This is a genomic window from Streptomyces smaragdinus (assembly GCF_009604385.1).
GTDB classification, from domain to species: Bacteria; Actinomycetota; Actinomycetes; order Streptomycetales; family Streptomycetaceae; genus Streptomyces; species Streptomyces smaragdinus.
Window position 1 is genome coordinate 61028 of the sequence record NZ_WEGJ01000034.1, and the last position, 14714, is coordinate 75741.

Here is a 14714-nt window from a genome sequence, read left to right on the forward strand (position 1 = left end):
CCCCTACAGCCGTCCCCCGAGCCACCGCAGCTGGGCGCCGCGGTTGTACGACGCGCCGCCCTCGTGCCCGTTCCAGGGGTAGACGGTGATGTCCTTCTCCGACCCCGCCCAGTGGTTGTACGACGCGTACACCGTGGACGGCGGGCAGATCTGGTCCATCAGCGCCACCGAGTACAGCGCCCTGCCCCGCGCGCGGGCGGCGAAGTTCGTGCCGTCGAAGTACGACAGCGTGCGGAAGACGTCCTCCTCCTTGCCGTGCTGGGTGGCCAGGAAGTTGACGATCTCCTGGTACGGGTCCTCGTCCGTGACGGTGACCGCGCGGCGGAAGTGGGAGAGGAACGGCACGTCGATCAGGGCCGTCTGCACCCCGGCGTGCAGCCCCGCGACGGCGGTGGCGATGCCGCCGCCCTGGCTGGCGCCGGCGACGGCTATCCGCTCGCCGTCGATCGCGGGGTGCGCGGCGGCGACGTCCACCGCGCGGACGGCGTCGGTGAAGACGCGGCGGTAGTAGTACGCCTCGGGGTCGAGGATGCCGCGGGTCATGAAGCCGGGGGCCTGCGGGTTGCCGCCGCCGTGCGGGTCGGGGGTGTGGCCGATGCGGTCGTGGGAGACGGCGCCCTGGCCGCGGACGTCGACGACGAACACGGCGCGCCCGGTGGCCGGCCACATCAGATGGTCGTGCGGCATGCCGCGGCCGCCGCCGTACCCGATGTACTGCACGACGCACGGCAGCGGGCCCTCGGCCCCCTTGGGCACGACGAGCCAGGCGGCGATCCGGTGCCCGCCCCAGCCGGAGAAGGAGGTGTCGTACACATCGACGGTCGACAGGGCGGCGTCGTACGGCGTGAACGCGGCGGCCTCCGCCTGGCCCGCGGCCTCCTCGAGGGTGCGCTTCCAGAACGCGTCGAAGTCGGCCGGTTCGTCCCGGTCGGGGCGGTAGTCCCGGAGTTCGTCGAGGGACAGGTCGAACAGCGCCATGGCGGCTCCCGTCTGCAGGTACGTGGGTGCGGCGGGGTCCGCCCCGCGCAGATCATCGTCCCCCGGACACCTCCGTCCCGACAAGCGCCCCCCTCTCCGGCGGGATGCTGAAGTTGCGGTCGAAGACCTGGTCGGGGTCCCATTCGGCCTTGAGCCGGCGCAGCCGGCCGAGCACCGGCTCGGGGAAGGCGTCGAGCAGCCGGGCCGGATCGGTGTCCGTCTCGAAGCTCAGGTACATGCCGTTCAGCAGCGGATAGAGCTTCCCCCAGCGGCTGTCGAGCCGGTCGCCGAGCCCCGTGGCGGTCCCGGCGACGACCGAGAACTGCTGGGTGCGGTGCGACCACGCCATCCGGTCCGCGGGGATGTCGTGCACGGCGCCGCCCATCGAGCGGAACTGGAACACGAAGACGTCCCCGGACTTGATGATCTCCTCGATGGCCTCCGCCGCCTCCGGCGTGACGTGCTCGAGCATGCCGCTGCGGGTCTCCATCCGCGACTGCCCGCGGTGCCTGTTGTGGGCGGGAGCGATGAGCTCGTGGTACGGCAGCAGCTCCGCCCGCTGGCCCAGGACCGGGCCGGCCCCGAGGAACGGCGACAGCGCCCGCTGGGCCGCATCGGTGTCGTCACCGGCGTAGACGAGGGTGATCTGGGCCGTGACCGGGCCGCCGCGGCGGGCGGGGAGGAGGTTCAGGAAGCTCGACACCTCCCGGGGCGCCTCCTCGACGAGCCGGCCGTACTCCACCAGGAAGTCCGCCGTGTCGGTGGCGTCGACGAGCACGGTCGCGTGCGCGACGTCCCCGACCCGGTACGCCTCGAGCTCGAACGCGGTCACGACGCCGAAGTTCCCGCCCGCGCCGCGCACGGCCCAGAAGAGGTCGGGGTGGTGCTCGGCGTCGGCCCGTATCTTCCGTCCGTCGGCGACGACGAGCTCGACGGCCGTGATGTGGTCGATGGTCAGGCCGAACTTCCGCGCCAGATACCCGATGCCGCCCGCCGTGGCGAGCCCGCCCACACCGACGTCGCCGTAGTCCCCCGAGCTCATGGCGAGCCCGTACGGCGCCAGCTCCCGCGCCACCTCGCCCCACCGGGCGCCGGGGCCGATCCGGATCCGTCCGGTGCCGGCGTCGAGCACCTCGACGGAGTTCATCCGGCTCAGGTCGATCAGGACCCCGCCGTCGAGCGTGGACCGGCCGCTGAGTCCGTGGCCGCCGCTGCGTACCGCGACGGGAGCGTGCTGGCGGCGTGCGTAGTCGAGCGCCAGCACCACGTCGTCGGCGGTCTCCGCCCGGACGACCAGGGCGGGTGAGCCGGTGTAGAAGTAGGTGTGCCGGACGTCGTCGTACGACCGGTCGCCGGGCTCCACGGCCTTCGCCGCCAGGGCCTCGGGCAGGGCGTCGTAGTCGAGTCCGGACTGCCGTTTGCCGAGGACGGCCGCCGGGCGGACCAGGGCCTCGCGTACACCGGCGGAGTCGCGTTCGGCGGCGACGGCCTCGCGGAGGGCGGGGGCGACCTCCTCGCCGAAGACGCGGATGATCCGCGGGTCGTCCGTGGCGACGATGAAGGCGGAGAAGCCGTGCTCGAGGACGAGCGGGAGCAGTTCGTCCACCCACTGCTCCGGCGGGCCCCGGAAGGGGCCGCGGTTGTTGTCGTGGAAGCCGACTCCGGCCAGGTTGCCGAGCCGCCGGATCTCGCGCGGATCACGTCCGGCCGCGAGGGCGGCCTCGTCGATGATCTCGTTCGCCTCGGCCATGCCCGGCTTCTCGAGGAACGGGATCGTCGGCAGCCAGCCGTCGGCCCTGCGTCCGGTGAGCCGCAGCATCCGCGGCTTGTACGCGCCCAGCCAGAGCCCGATGTCGTGGGCGGGGCGGGGGCCGCGTTTGACGGAGGGCAGCGAGTAGTGCGTGCCCTCGTGGTGCAGCGGGCCGGGTTCGGTGGTGTCCCAGATGCCGCGGATGATGCCGATGGCCTCCTCCAGGGCCTCGACTCCCTGGCCGGGTGTCAGCTCCGGGCCGCCCATGGCGCGGATAGGCCTGGGGTAGCCGCCGGCGCCGAGGGCCAGTTCGAAGCGGCCGCCGGAGAGAAGGTCCAGGCTCGCGGCGGCGCGAGCGAGGACGGCGGGCGGGCGCAGCGGGAGGTTGCTGACGTTCGCCGACACCCGCAGGCGCTCGGTCTTCGCGGCCACCCAGGTCAACAGGGTGTTCGTGTCGAGGTGGTCCGGGTTGTAGGGGTGGTCCTGGAAGGTGGCGAGGTCGAGGTTCGCCGCCTCCGTCAGCTGCGCCAGCCGCACGACTCCGGCGGGGTCGTGGGCGGTGGGGGTGATGAAGGTGCCGAGCAGGAGCTCGTGGCCGTAGTCGGGCATGACCAGATCCTCCGAATTCAGATAATCTGCAATGCCAACATAACTCGCCGGCAACTCATCTCCAAACAGATCGTCTGTTGAACTGCTCACTTGGAGGGTCACGCCGGGACACGGCCAAGGTCCGCCGCCGCTCAACGGGGCGTCCGGGACCGGTCAGTTCCGGGGCGCCGCCGTGCTGTCCCGTACGACCAGCGTCGTCGCCAGCTCGACCTGTTCGGGCTGCGCGCCGCCCGAGGAGCGGAGCATGCGGAAGGCCGTCGCCGTCATCGCCTCGAGGGGCTGGTGGACGGTGGTCAGCGGCGGGGTGGACCAGGTGGCCACGGAGACGTCGTCGAAGCCGGTGACGCTGATGTCGTGCGGCGCCCGCAGCCCCCGTTCCGCCAGGGCCCGCAGTACGCCGAACGCCTGACCGTCGCTGCCGGCGACGATCGCGGTGGGCGGCTCGCCGGCGTCCAGCAGCCGCAGCGTCTCCTCGCGGCCGCCCGGCGGGCTGAAGGGGGCGCTTCGGATCAGGGCGTCGTCGACCGGGAGGCCGGCCTGGAGCAGCGCCGCCCGGTAGCCGTCGAGGCGGGCCCGGGCGCACCAGACGTCCGGCGGGCCGGTCACGGCGGCGATACGGCGGTGGCCGAGGCCGATCAGATGGCGGGTGGCGGCCAGCCCGCCCTGCCAGTTGGTGGCCCCGACGGACCGGATGCCGGCGCCCGGCTCGACGGGCGGGTCGATGACGACGAACGGTGTCCCCCGCCCCTCCAGCCGTGCCCGCGACGCCTCGCCGGGCAGCCGGTGCACGGTCAGCAGGCCGTCGGTGCCGCGCTCCTGGATACGGGAGAGGAGGGCGTCGAAGTCCTCGTGCGGCGACACGCTGTTGATGACGATCCGGCAGTCGCCCTCCGCCGCCGCCTGCACCGCGCCGCTGACCAGGGCGTCCGCCCAGGGGCTGTTGAGGCCGCCGACGATCAGGTCGACGAGGCCGCTGGGGCGCGCGGTGCGGTATCCCGCCTCGGTGAGCATCCGCGTGATGCGCTCGCGGGTGGCCGGGGAGACATCGGTGCGGCCGTTGAGGACCTTGGACACGGTGGACACGGAGACGCCCGCCTGGTCGGCGAGCCGGCTGAGGGTGATCTGACCGGCCACGGCGCCACCTCCGTTTTCGAAAACCACGGCCACCCTATCCCCGTAAATCCCGCTTCGGTCAAGGATGTTGACCGGCCCGCTTACCATCCGTAATTTCGGATCAGGAGCGAAAAGTTCTCGAAACGACGCGCGACTGGCTGGAGGCCCGCCGATGAGCTTCGGCATCGCCCTGATCGGCTGCGGATACATCAGCGACCAATATCTGACGAACCTCACCGCCTTCCCCGACCTCGACGTCCTGTTCTGCGCCGACCTCGACGAGGACCGGGCCCGGTCCCAGGCGGCGGCCTACGGCGTTCCGGGCGCCGGCGGCGTCGCGCAGGCGCTGGCCCACCCGGACGTCCGGCTGATCGTCAACCTCACCGTCCCCGCCGCCCACTACGACGTCGCGTCGGCGGCGATCGGCGCCGGCAAGCACGTCTGGAACGAGAAGCCCCTCACCCTCGACCCCGCCTCGGGCCGCAAGCTGCTGACGGAGGCCCGCCAGGCGGGAGTACGCCTCGGCTGCGCCCCGGACACGTTCCTCGGCGCCGGCCTGCAGACCGCCCGCCGCCTCATCGACGCGGGCGCGATCGGCGAACCGCAGTCCGCGCTGGCGCTGATGCAGACGCCGGGGCCGGAGTCCTGGCATCCGAGCCCGGAGTTCTACTTCCTGCGCGGCGGCGGCCCGCTGTACGACATGGGCCCGTACTATCTCACCGCGCTGGCCTCCCTGTTCGGCCCGGCGTCCCGGGTCGCGGCGACGTCCCGCCGCGCCCGTCCCACCCGTACCATCGGCTCCGGCCCGAAGGCGGGCACGGACATCCCGGTCGAGGTCCCGACCCATGTGGCCGCCCTGATCGACTACGCCTCCGGCCCGGCGGCCGCGCTGACCCTGAGCTTCGACTCCCCCCTCCCCCGCCAGGGCTTCGTCGAGGTCACGGGCACGGAGGCCACCCTCGCCCTCCCCGACCCCAACCGCTTCGACGGCTCCCTGCGGCTGCGCCCGCTGGGCTCGTCCGACTGGACGGTGATCGAGTCGGAAGGCGCGACGGCGGGGCGCGGGATAGGGGCGCTGGACATGGCGCGGTGCATCGCGGCGGGGGTGCCGCACCGGGCGTCGGGGGAGCTGGCGCAGCACGTACTGGAGACGATGGCGGCGGTCGAGGCCTCGGCGGCGGAGGGGGAGTTCCGCGCGGTGGGCGGCTCGTTCCCGCTGCCGCCGGCGCTCGCGCCGGGGTGGGATCCCTACGGGCGGGGCTGACCGTACCGCCGGGCCACCGCGCCGAAGGCCGCCTTGGGTTCCCAGGGCATGTCCGGGTACGTCCGCCCGGGCCGTCCCTCGACGTATTTGACGATGCCCAGGCCGGCCCGGTCCAGGTCGTCCCTGGGGTCGCCGTCCGGACGGTGCGGGAAGCCGGCCAGGGCGAACAGGTAGACGAACGCACTGTCCACGCCCTCGGTCTCGAAGATCTCGAGCAGCTCGCCCAGATACTCGGCCTGACCGGCCTCGTCCCGCTCGTACACGCCGTTCAGCCGCACCGGGACCCTGGTCGCCGGGTCGTACTCGACCACGTCCAGCACCCGCCCGCCGCGGTCGCCCGCGCCGCGGTAGGCCGCGGTGCCGAACCCGGTGACGGCCAGGGGCTTCGGGCCCCGGGCCAGGGTGCGCACCGCGTCGCGGAACCGGCCGGCGATCTCGGCGGAGCGGATCAGCTCGTACGTCACGATGTCGAAGGGGGTCCAGTCGACCTGCTCGAGCTGGACGGCCGCGTAGGTGAGCCGGCCCCCGAAGCGCTCGCGGACGGCCGCCGCGGCGTCGCGGAGGAACGCGTTGACGCGCACGCCGAGTTCGCGGATCGCCCCGGGCCGGCCCATCAGCTCCCCGACCCGGTCCTCGGGGCTCTCCCCGGGGATGAACCCGCGGTTCATCAGGCTCAGCTCGACCCCGGCGACGAACACGACCGCCGCCCCCTGCCGCCGGAGCCGTTCCGCCCGGTCGGCGCAGTCACGGAAGAGTGCGAGGATCCGCTCCGGGTCCAGCTCCAGCGGATACGGCGAGAACCAGACCTCCAGCCCGAGTCCGGCGGCGGCAGCGGCGGCGGACTCCAGCCGCTCCGGGTCGCCGCCGACGATCTGGACCGCGTCGCAGTGCAGGTCGTCGCGGATGACGGCGAGCTCGCGCCGGACCAGCGCGGGGTCGAAGTCCTCGCGGGAGATCCGGCCGTGCAGGACGAATCCGGTGTCGTAGGTCATGCCTCGTGCCCGCACGATGACGTCTCCTCTATCGAGGTCGAAAAACTGCGTGCACGCAATCTTACGCACACGCAATTTTTCGCGCACGCAGTCCCGTGTGGAAAGCTGACGTCGTGACGACACCACCGCCGGGACTCCGGGAGCGGAAGAAGCAGGCCACGCGCGAGGCGCTGCGCGAGGCGGCCCTGCGGCTGGCCGTGGAGCACGGGCCCGACCGGGTACGGGTCGAGGACATCGCGGAGGCGGCCGGGGTCTCCCCGCGCACGTACAACAACTACTTCGCCAGCCGCGAGCAGGCGATCGTCTCCGCGGTCGCCGCGGACCGGGAGGCACGTATCGCGGCGTCGGTGGCGGCCCGTCCCGCCGGGACGCGCCTGGCCGACGCCGTCACCGATGCGGTGGTCGAGCAGTACACGAACCTCGGCGAGCAGGAACAACGAACGCTGCTGCTGCTCACCACCCGAACCACACTGCGCGGCGCGTTCCTCGAAACCACCGCCGGCATCGAGCCCCCGCTCACGGCGGTCCTCGCCGAACGCCTCGGCGACCCCCGTACGGCCCGCGTCCTGGCGGCATGCGTGGCCGCGGCGGTCCGCATCGCGCTGGAGGACTGGCTCCGGCCCCCGACCACCGCCGGGGGCCTGCTCATCCCCACCGGCTCCTTGCCCGACCGGCTCCGCTCGGCACTGGCCCCCCTCGCACCGGCTTTCGACGCCGCCGGGCAACACCCCCGGCCGTAAGCCCTACGACCCGGGCCTCAGGTACCGCCCCCGGATCCGGGTCCTGCGACAGGGCCGTCCCCGTCGCCCCCGGTATCCCCCGACCGCCCCGCCACCCGGCGCCGGTACTCGAACGCCGCCTCGTCGCCCGCCTCCGGCTCCCAGTCCAGCTCGCGGCCCGCCTCCCACTCCTCCTCCGAGGTGTCCCCGTCCAGGCCCCGCTCCCGCTCCAGGCGTTCGGCCGCCGCCGCCGCGACGATGCGGGCCGCCGCGCGCTCGCGGGCGCGGGCCGTCTCCGCGCGGCCCGTCTCCGTGGCGACCGAGGGCCAGACGCGGTCGAAGGCCGCGTTGACCGCCGCGCCGACCAGGACCGCGAAGGCCGAGACGCCGATCCACAGCAGGACGGCGACGGGGGCCGCGACCGAGCCGTAGATCGTGGCGCGGCCCTCGATGGTGTTCGTCAGGTAGACGCGCAGGGCGAGGCTGCACAGCAGCCACATGCCCAGGGCGATCAGGGCGCCGGGGAGGTCCTCGCGCCACGGGGAGCGGACGGGGACGGCGGCGTGGTAGAGGGTGGTGAGGAAGGCGATGGACAGGACGCACACCGCCGGCCAGTACAGGGTGTTCACCACGTCGCCGCTCCACGGCAGCAGGTCCACCACCGCGTCGGGGCCCACCACCATCAGGGGCAGCGCGACCACTCCCACGATCAGGGCCACGATGTACAGGGCGAAGGCCAGCAGCCGGGTGCGGACGATGCCGCGGTGGCCGTCGAGCCCGTACATCACGGTGATGGTGTCGATGAAGACGTTCACCGCCCGCGAGCCGGACCACAGGGCGAAGGCGAAGCCCAGTGAGATGACGTCGGGCCGGCCGCCCCTGATGACGTCGTCGAGGAGCGGTCGTACGAGCTGGTCGACCCCCTCCTCGGTGAGCACCCGTTCGGACGCCTCCAGGATGTTCGCCTGGATCCGTTCCATGTCGATGAACTCGACGTACCCGAGGAGGCCGAGCAGGGCCAGCAGCAGCGGCGGGAGGGACAGCAGGGTGAAGAACGCGGCCTCGGCCGCCAGGCCGATGATGCGGTACTTCATGCACGACTGGACGGTGTCCTTGAGCAGCAGCCACACGACCGTGCGCTTGGGGAGGTTGCGGTACAGCGCCTTCGCCCTGTGGAGCCGTCCGCCGTACTCCGCCCGATCATCCGTGCCTGGTCTCACCCGCCTACCGTAGCCGCCGGGCAGACGGGCACCCACTTCGCGGCGGACGGGGCCGCGGGAACGTACCCAGCGAAGAGCGCGGCGACGGCAGCCGCTCACGAAGGGGTCCAGAGCGGCTGCCGTCACCGCGCGTACCGCCGCGATGCCGCGCCGACTCGGCACCGCGGCGGGGTACGCGAAACACCCTCGCGTCCGGACGGAGGTCCCCGCAACCGTTGCAGGGAGTTGCACCAAATTGGACGAGTACACCGCGTGAACCTGTTCGGAACGGCACGATGGAGGGAGCAGAACAACCGTTTCGCCCGCGGGGGACCACGGTGCCACGACCAGTACCCGAGACCCGATCCATCGCCGGTGCCCTCGAGCAGACCCTCTCCGGGTCACCGGCCGAGCCCAGTCGTACCCGCACGCTGATCAGCGAGTCCTGGCGGCGTGCCCTGTCCCGGGGGGTGAATCCGGACCACGCGCGGCCCGCCGCCGGACGGCTGGCGGAGATCGAGCGGCGCCGCGAGGGGTCGGGGCTGCTCGACGTGATGCCGGTGCTGCGCGAGACGCTGCTCCCGTCGTACGACCCGCAGGCGCACATCATGCTGGTGTGCGATCCCGACGGGGTGGTGCTGTGGCGGGAGGGCAGCCGGCCGGTGATCCGCAAGGCGGACTCCACGGATCTGGTGCAGGGCATGCAGTGGCGGGAGCACGAGGTCGGCACCAACGGGCTGGGGCTCAGCCTGGTGGCGCGCAAGCCGGTGCTGGTGCACCACTCCGAGCACTTCGCCCGCAGCCTGCACTGGTGGTCGTGCGCGGCGGCCCCCGTCCAGGACCCGCGCTCCGGCCGGCTGCTGGGCGTGGTCGATCTGAGCGGTCCCCATCAGACCATGGGGCCCACGGCGCTGGCGCTGGTCGCCGCGGCGGCGAAGGTGGCCGAGGGCGAGCTGCGGCAGCGGCACTGGGCGACGGTGAACCGGCTGCGGGCGACGGCCTCGCCGCTGCTGGCCCGGCTGCCGGGACAGGCCCTCGCGGTCGATCCGCACGGGTGGGTGGCCGCGGCGGTGGGCCTGGCGCCGCCGGAGCGCGTCGCGCTGCCCAAGGACGCGGCGGCGGGGACGGTGTGGCTGCCGGCGCTGGGGATGTGCGCGCTGGAGCCGCTGCCGGGGGGCTGGCTCGTACAGCCGCAGGCGCGGGAGGGGCCGCCGGCGCCGGGGCGGGTCGTGCTGGACCTGCGCAGGGCCGCCGCGCCGGCGGTGACGGTGTACGGGGCGTCGGGCGACTGGTCGCGCGAGCTCAGCCCGCGGCACGCCGAGCTGCTGTACGTGCTGGCGGTCCGGCCGGAGGGCCTGACGGCGGCGCAGCTGGCGGCGCAGCTCTTCGCGGATCCGACGCGGACGGTGACGGTGCGCGCGGAGCTGTCGCGGTTACGGCGGACGTTCGGCACGGTGGTGGACACCCGGCCGTATCGTTTCTCCGACGGTGTACAGGTGGAGCTCGTCCTGCCGGAGCGGCCGGACGACCTGCTCCCCCACTCGGTGGCGCCGGTGGTGCTGGCGGCTCGGCGGGGGTGACGGGCCCAGCCGGAGATCCGGCCGGCCGGGCCCGTGCTCGAGGGGCGGCCTCAGCCGCTCTGGCAGGCGGCGCCGTTGAGCTTGAAGTCCGACGGCGCCCCGGCGTCACCCGTGTGGGTGGCCTGGAAGCCGATCGACGTGCCGGCGCCCGGGAGGAGTGTCCCGTTGTAGTTCACGTTCCTGGCCGTCACCGCGCCGCTGGTGGGCGAGTACGTCGCGCTCCAGCCCGAGGTGATGGTCTGGCCGGGACGCAGGGTGAAGGTCAGCGTCCAGCCGTTGATCGCCGATGAACCCGTGTTGGTGATCGTGAGGTTGTCGGTCAGCCCGTTGTTCCACGCGTTCAGGCTGTTCGTCACCCGGCAGGCGCCGCTCGGCGGCGGATCGGTGGGCGGCGGGTCCGTGGGCGGCGGATCGGTGGGCGGGGTGTTCTGGTCCAGGCCGAAGAACGCGATGGCCCGGGCCGCCATACCGGAGGTGGGCAGGCTGTGGCCGACGCCCGCGATGCTGATGGCCTCGACCGGCGCCTGGGTGCTGTTGGCACCGTAGCGGGTGCGGGTCCAGCCGGACTGCGGGCTGTCGGTGAGCACCGGGGTCTGGCTCACGCCCAGCACGTTCGTCCACTGCTTGATCTCTTCGGCGAAGTTCTTGTAGTTGAGCGTGGTGTCCGTGGTGCCGTGCCAGAGCTGCATCCGCGGGCGCGCCCCGGTGTAGCCGGGGTACGCGGCGCGCACCAGATCACCCCAGGCCTGGGCCGTCTTGGTGAGCTGGCCGTTGGCGCAGGCGCTGTTCCACCCGGAGCCGTCGGTGGTGGCGAAGCAGCCGAACGGTACGCCCATGAACGCCGCCCCCGCCTTGAAGACGTCCGGGTAGTCGCCGAGGAGCACGTTGGTCGTCATCGCGCCGGACGAGGCGCCGGTGACGTAGACGCGGCTCGCGTCGGCGCCGTGGCGCTGGACCACGGAACTCACCATGGAGGCGATGCTCGTCGGGTCGCTGCCGCCGTTGTGCCGGAGGGCCTGCGCGGAGGACACGTCGAAGCACTGGCCGCTGACGTTGGCGTCCGGGTAGACGACGATGAAGCCGTACCGGTCGGCCAGCGACGCGAACTCGGTGCCCGAGTAGAACTGCTGCGCGGTGCCGGTGCAGTAGTGGACCGCGACCAGGACCGGGGCGTTCGATCCGGCGGTCGCGGGGACGTACTCGTACATCTTCAGATTGCCGGGGTTGTTCCCGAAGCTGGTCACCTGGGTGAGGGTGGCCGCCTGCGCGGTCGGCATCGCGAGGAGGAAGCCCGCGAGCAGGGGAACCACTCCGCCGAACAGCGACAGCAGGAGTGGGCGTATCCGTAATCTTCGCCTGAGCATCTCGTGCGTGTCCTTTCCACAGGGGACGGTGGAGTCGACGCGGCCGATGCGAGGGGGACGGGAGCGGGAACCCTTCGAAAAGTTTCGGCATCGTTGCTGAATCTATGCGGCTAAGTTACGGGCGGGTCTGCGGCGAGTCAACAGCCCGCACGCTCATCCGAGTTGGCCTCATCGCCCACCACCGGCCATTCCGTCGAGTCCGGGACGGTCAGGAGTTTCGACCGACACTCCGAAAGGTTTCGAAGACGGGTTGGGGTGTCGATGCGGGGTCCCTTGCCTGCACCGCCCCCATGCGATTAACAATGCAGTGCCTGTCATGATCTTCCGGGCTGCGGATCCTGCGCGGGCGTACTGGCGGTCGATCCAGGGAGTGTGCCGATGGTCGCAGGAGATCGCAGGAACGACAGTCGGCTTCCGGCCCTGTCCGCGCCGGAGTTCGTCGGCCGCGGCCACGAACTGAACGCCCTCGCCGAGGCACTCGACCACGCCCCCGCGGTCGTCCTGATCGAGGGCGAGGCGGGCATCGGCAAGACGCGGCTGCTGCGCGAGTTCCTGGCCTCCCAGGAGAAGCGGGGACGGCGCGCCCTGACCGGCGCCTGCCTCGAGTTGCGCGTGCCGTACACCCTCGGGGCCGTCGTGGACGCGGTGCGTGAAGGGGTCGACGACAACGTTGCCGGGCTGCGTCTCAGCGGGCTGGCGGGAGCGCTGCGGCCGCTGTTCCCCGAGTGGGCCGGCGAACTGCCGCCCGCCCCCGAGCCGCTGGAGGACGCCACCGCCGCGCGGCACCGGCTGTTCCGCGCGTTCACCGAGGTCCTCGACCGGCTCGACGTCGCCGTCCTCGCGCTGGAGGACGTGCACTGGGCGGACGAGGCGACCCTGGAGTTCCTGCTGTTCCTGGTGTCCCGCCGGCCCCAGCCGGTCAGCCTCGTGCTGACGTTCCGGCGCGACGAGGTGCCGTCGGCCTCCCTGCTGCTGCGGCTGTCCTCCCGGCTGCCCCCGGACGCCCATCTGGTCCGGCTGGCCCCGGGACCGCTGGACGCCGGCCAGACGGCCTCGTTCGTGTCGTCGATGCTGACCGGCGGCTATGTGTCGGAAGAGTTCGCGGACTTCCTGCACGCCCGCACCGAGGGCGTGCCCCTGGCCGTGGAGGAGTCGGTGCGGCTGATGCACGACCGCGCCGACCTGATCCGCCGGGAGGACGGCTGGGCCCGGCGCCGGCTGGACCGCATCGAGGTGCCGCCGACGATCCGCGACGCCGTGCTGGAGCGCGTCCAGCGGCTCGACGCCGACACCCGGACCGTCCTGTACGCGGCGGCGGTGCTCTCCGGCCCCGCCGACCAGGCGACGCTGCTCGCGCTCACCGGGCTGCCGGAGGAGCGGTTCGCGGCGCGGTCGGCCGAGGCGCTCGGCAGCGGGCTGCTGCGCGAGGTCCGGGCCGGGCAGTGGTCGTTCCGCCATCCGCTGGCCTGTTACGCGGTGTACGACGCCATCCCGGCCGCCGACCGCCGCGCCCTGCATCTGCGGGCGGCCCGGGCGCTGGAGCGGTGGCCGGTGCCCCCGGCGGCGCAGCTGGCCCGGCACTTCACGCTGGCGGGCGACGCCGGGGCCGCGCAGCGGTACACCGAGGAGGCGGCCGACCTGTGTCTGCAGTCCGGGGACGTGGCCACCTCGGCGCTGCTGATCCACAGCCTCGTCACCACGGTCCCGCTGCCCGCCACGGTGCTGATACGCCTGATGACGAAGATCCAGTTCCAGGCCCTGTCCGGTTCCGACCCGTACGTGGCGCTCGTCGAGGCGCTGCGCTCGGCGCTGTCCGGCCAGGTTCTCACGCCGGTGGAGCAGGCGTTCCTGCGCTTCCAGACCGGCCGGGTCCTGATGGCCGCCGGCCAGATCGAGGACGGCCGCCGGGAGGTCCTGCTCGCGGTGGGCGGACTGCCGCCGGGTTCCACGGAGATGGGGCGTGCCCGCATCCTGCTGGCGCTGCCCATGGGGACCGCCCGGCCCGTACCGGAGTCACTGCGCTGGCTGCGGGAGGCGCCGCCGCCGGCGCCGTCCATCGCCGCGCCCGACCGGCTGAGCCTGTCGACGGACCACGCGGTCGCGCTGCTCTCGCTGGGCGAGGAGGCGGGCTGGGCCGCCGTCCGGGAGGTCCCGGACGACGTCACGGATCCGCGGGCGGTGTCCATCATCACCATCGCCCATCAGAACATCGCGGAGGAGGCGGTGAAGTGGGGGCGGTACGAGGTGGCGGCCGCGCACTTCGAGAAGGCCCGGGTGCTCGCCGAACGCCATCTGCTGCTGGAGTACCTCGACACCATCGCGATCTCCCGGGCTCCCCTGGACTGGTTCACCGGCAACTGGAAGGGGCTCGCCGAGCGGACGGCGTGCCTGATCGCCGAAGACAGCGGGATGCGGCTCAAGGACCGGTGCGAGGCGGCACTCGTGGCGGGCCGGCTCCAGGCCGCCGCCGGAGACCGTGCGGTGGCGAGGGAGCGGCTGCGGTTCGCCGGACGCGACGACCAGCAGCGAGTCGCGGCGCAGGCGGCGCTGGCCCGGCTGTGTCTGGACGAGGGTGACGTCGACGAGGCGCTGCGGCTGACCGGCCGGCTGGACGGGATCGTCACCGGGGGGCTGTGGACCCGCTCCGCCGAGTTCGTGCCCGTGCGTGCCGCGGCCCTGGTCGCCGCCGGCCGGTTCGGGGCCGCGTCGGAGCTGGTGAACGCGCTCGGGATCGCGCTGGGGGAAGTGGACGCGCCGGCGCCGCAGGCGTCCCTGGCGGTGTGCCGTGCCGTCCTCGCGGAGGCCGGCGGGCGTCTCGGGGAGGCGGCGGGGCTGTTCGCGCGTGCGGCCGGCGCGTGGGAGGCGCTGCCGCGTCCGTACGACGCGCTGCTCGCGCGGGAGCGGGCGGCCCGGTGCCTGCTGGCGGACGGGCGGGACGAGGCGGCGCGGGCGGCGCTGGGGGAGGTGGCGCGGGGGCTGGCGGAGCTGGGTGCGCGGAACGACGCCGAGCGGATCGGGCGGTTCCTCGACGGGCGGGGGGCCGGGGAGGCGGGGGCGTACGAGTTCGGACTCTTACCTCCCGCGCGGAGTATTGACCGGCCGACAAACCCGCCAGTAACTTCGATGAGACGTCGCAGCAACCTTCT

The 14714-nt window shown here is 73.1% G+C and carries 10 protein-coding genes; 4 read left to right on the forward strand and 6 right to left on the reverse strand.

Features of this window, described 5'->3' with window-relative positions; all coding sequences use genetic code 11:
- Positions 1-3 precede the first annotated feature (3 nt).
- The 3 genes from SRB5_RS28480 to SRB5_RS28490 form a co-directional block, all read right to left on the reverse strand.
- Complete coding sequence (locus tag SRB5_RS28480) at positions 4-978, reverse strand: acetylxylan esterase (protein WP_153456329.1); 975 nt, start codon at positions 976-978, stop codon at positions 4-6.
- Between the two features lie 52 nt (positions 979-1030).
- Positions 1031-3337, reverse strand: a complete 2307-nt coding sequence (locus tag SRB5_RS28485; RefSeq protein WP_153456330.1) for an LLM class flavin-dependent oxidoreductase — start codon at positions 3335-3337, stop codon at positions 1031-1033.
- 153 nt (positions 3338-3490) lie between these two features.
- Positions 3491-4471 carry a LacI family DNA-binding transcriptional regulator gene (locus tag SRB5_RS28490; protein WP_323378635.1) on the reverse strand — a complete coding sequence of 327 codons (981 nt, stop codon included), beginning with the start codon at positions 4469-4471 and terminating at the stop codon, positions 3491-3493.
- A gap of 151 nt (positions 4472-4622) precedes the next feature.
- On the opposite strand from SRB5_RS28490, the gene SRB5_RS28495 reads away from it, so the two are divergent.
- A complete protein-coding gene (locus SRB5_RS28495; protein ID WP_228390519.1) occupies positions 4623-5714 on the forward strand; it encodes a Gfo/Idh/MocA family protein in 1092 nt (363 codons plus the stop codon).
- On the opposite strand, the gene SRB5_RS28500 is transcribed toward SRB5_RS28495, so the two are convergent.
- On the reverse strand, positions 5699-6706 hold the full coding sequence (locus SRB5_RS28500) for a hypothetical protein (RefSeq protein ID WP_153456339.1): 1008 nt from the start codon (positions 6704-6706) through the stop codon (positions 5699-5701). The two genes, SRB5_RS28495 and SRB5_RS28500, sit on opposite strands and share 16 nt — an antisense overlap.
- A gap of 113 nt (positions 6707-6819) precedes the next feature.
- Here SRB5_RS28500 and SRB5_RS28505 point away from each other — a divergent pair, with 113 nt between their 5' ends.
- On the forward strand, positions 6820-7446 hold the full coding sequence (locus SRB5_RS28505) for a TetR/AcrR family transcriptional regulator (RefSeq protein ID WP_323378637.1): 627 nt from the start codon (positions 6820-6822) through the stop codon (positions 7444-7446).
- 17 nt (positions 7447-7463) lie between these two features.
- On the opposite strand, the gene SRB5_RS28510 is transcribed toward SRB5_RS28505, so the two are convergent.
- The gene (locus SRB5_RS28510) at positions 7464-8645 is read right to left on the reverse strand and encodes a YihY/virulence factor BrkB family protein (protein ID WP_323378638.1); all 1182 of its coding nucleotides are present in this window, start codon (positions 8643-8645) and stop codon (positions 7464-7466) included.
- Positions 8646-8962: 317 nt separating this feature from the next.
- Here SRB5_RS28510 and SRB5_RS28515 point away from each other — a divergent pair, with 317 nt between their 5' ends.
- Positions 8963-10204 (forward strand): GAF domain-containing protein, encoded by a 1242-nt coding sequence (locus SRB5_RS28515; protein ID WP_194293058.1) that lies wholly within the window; start codon positions 8963-8965, stop codon positions 10202-10204.
- Positions 10205-10254: 50 nt separating this feature from the next.
- Here SRB5_RS28515 and SRB5_RS28520 read toward each other — a convergent pair whose 3' ends face one another.
- The gene (locus tag SRB5_RS28520) at positions 10255-11568 is read right to left on the reverse strand and encodes an extracellular catalytic domain type 1 short-chain-length polyhydroxyalkanoate depolymerase (RefSeq protein WP_153456333.1); all 1314 of its coding nucleotides are present in this window, start codon (positions 11566-11568) and stop codon (positions 10255-10257) included.
- Between the two features lie 378 nt (positions 11569-11946).
- Here SRB5_RS28520 and SRB5_RS28525 point away from each other — a divergent pair.
- Positions 11947-14714: ATP-binding protein (locus SRB5_RS28525; protein ID WP_153456334.1), on the forward strand; the 2768-nt coding region annotated here is incomplete at its 3' end.

Excerpts from the sequence above, each read along its gene's own strand:
- SRB5_RS28495 (WP_228390519.1), top strand. The coding sequence starts at position 4,623 with ATGAGCTTCGGCATCGCCCTGATCGGCTGCGGATACATCAGCGACCAA.
- SRB5_RS28485 (WP_153456330.1), bottom strand. The coding sequence starts at position 3,337 with ATGCCCGACTACGGCCACGAGCTCCTGCTCGGCACCTTCATCACCCCC.
- SRB5_RS28500 (WP_153456339.1), bottom strand. The coding sequence starts at position 6,706 with ATGACCTACGACACCGGATTCGTCCTGCACGGCCGGATCTCCCGCGAG.
- SRB5_RS28480 (WP_153456329.1), bottom strand. The coding sequence starts at position 978 with ATGGCGCTGTTCGACCTGTCCCTCGACGAACTCCGGGACTACCGCCCC.
- SRB5_RS28520 (WP_153456333.1), bottom strand. The coding sequence starts at position 11,568 with ATGCTCAGGCGAAGATTACGGATACGCCCACTCCTGCTGTCGCTGTTC.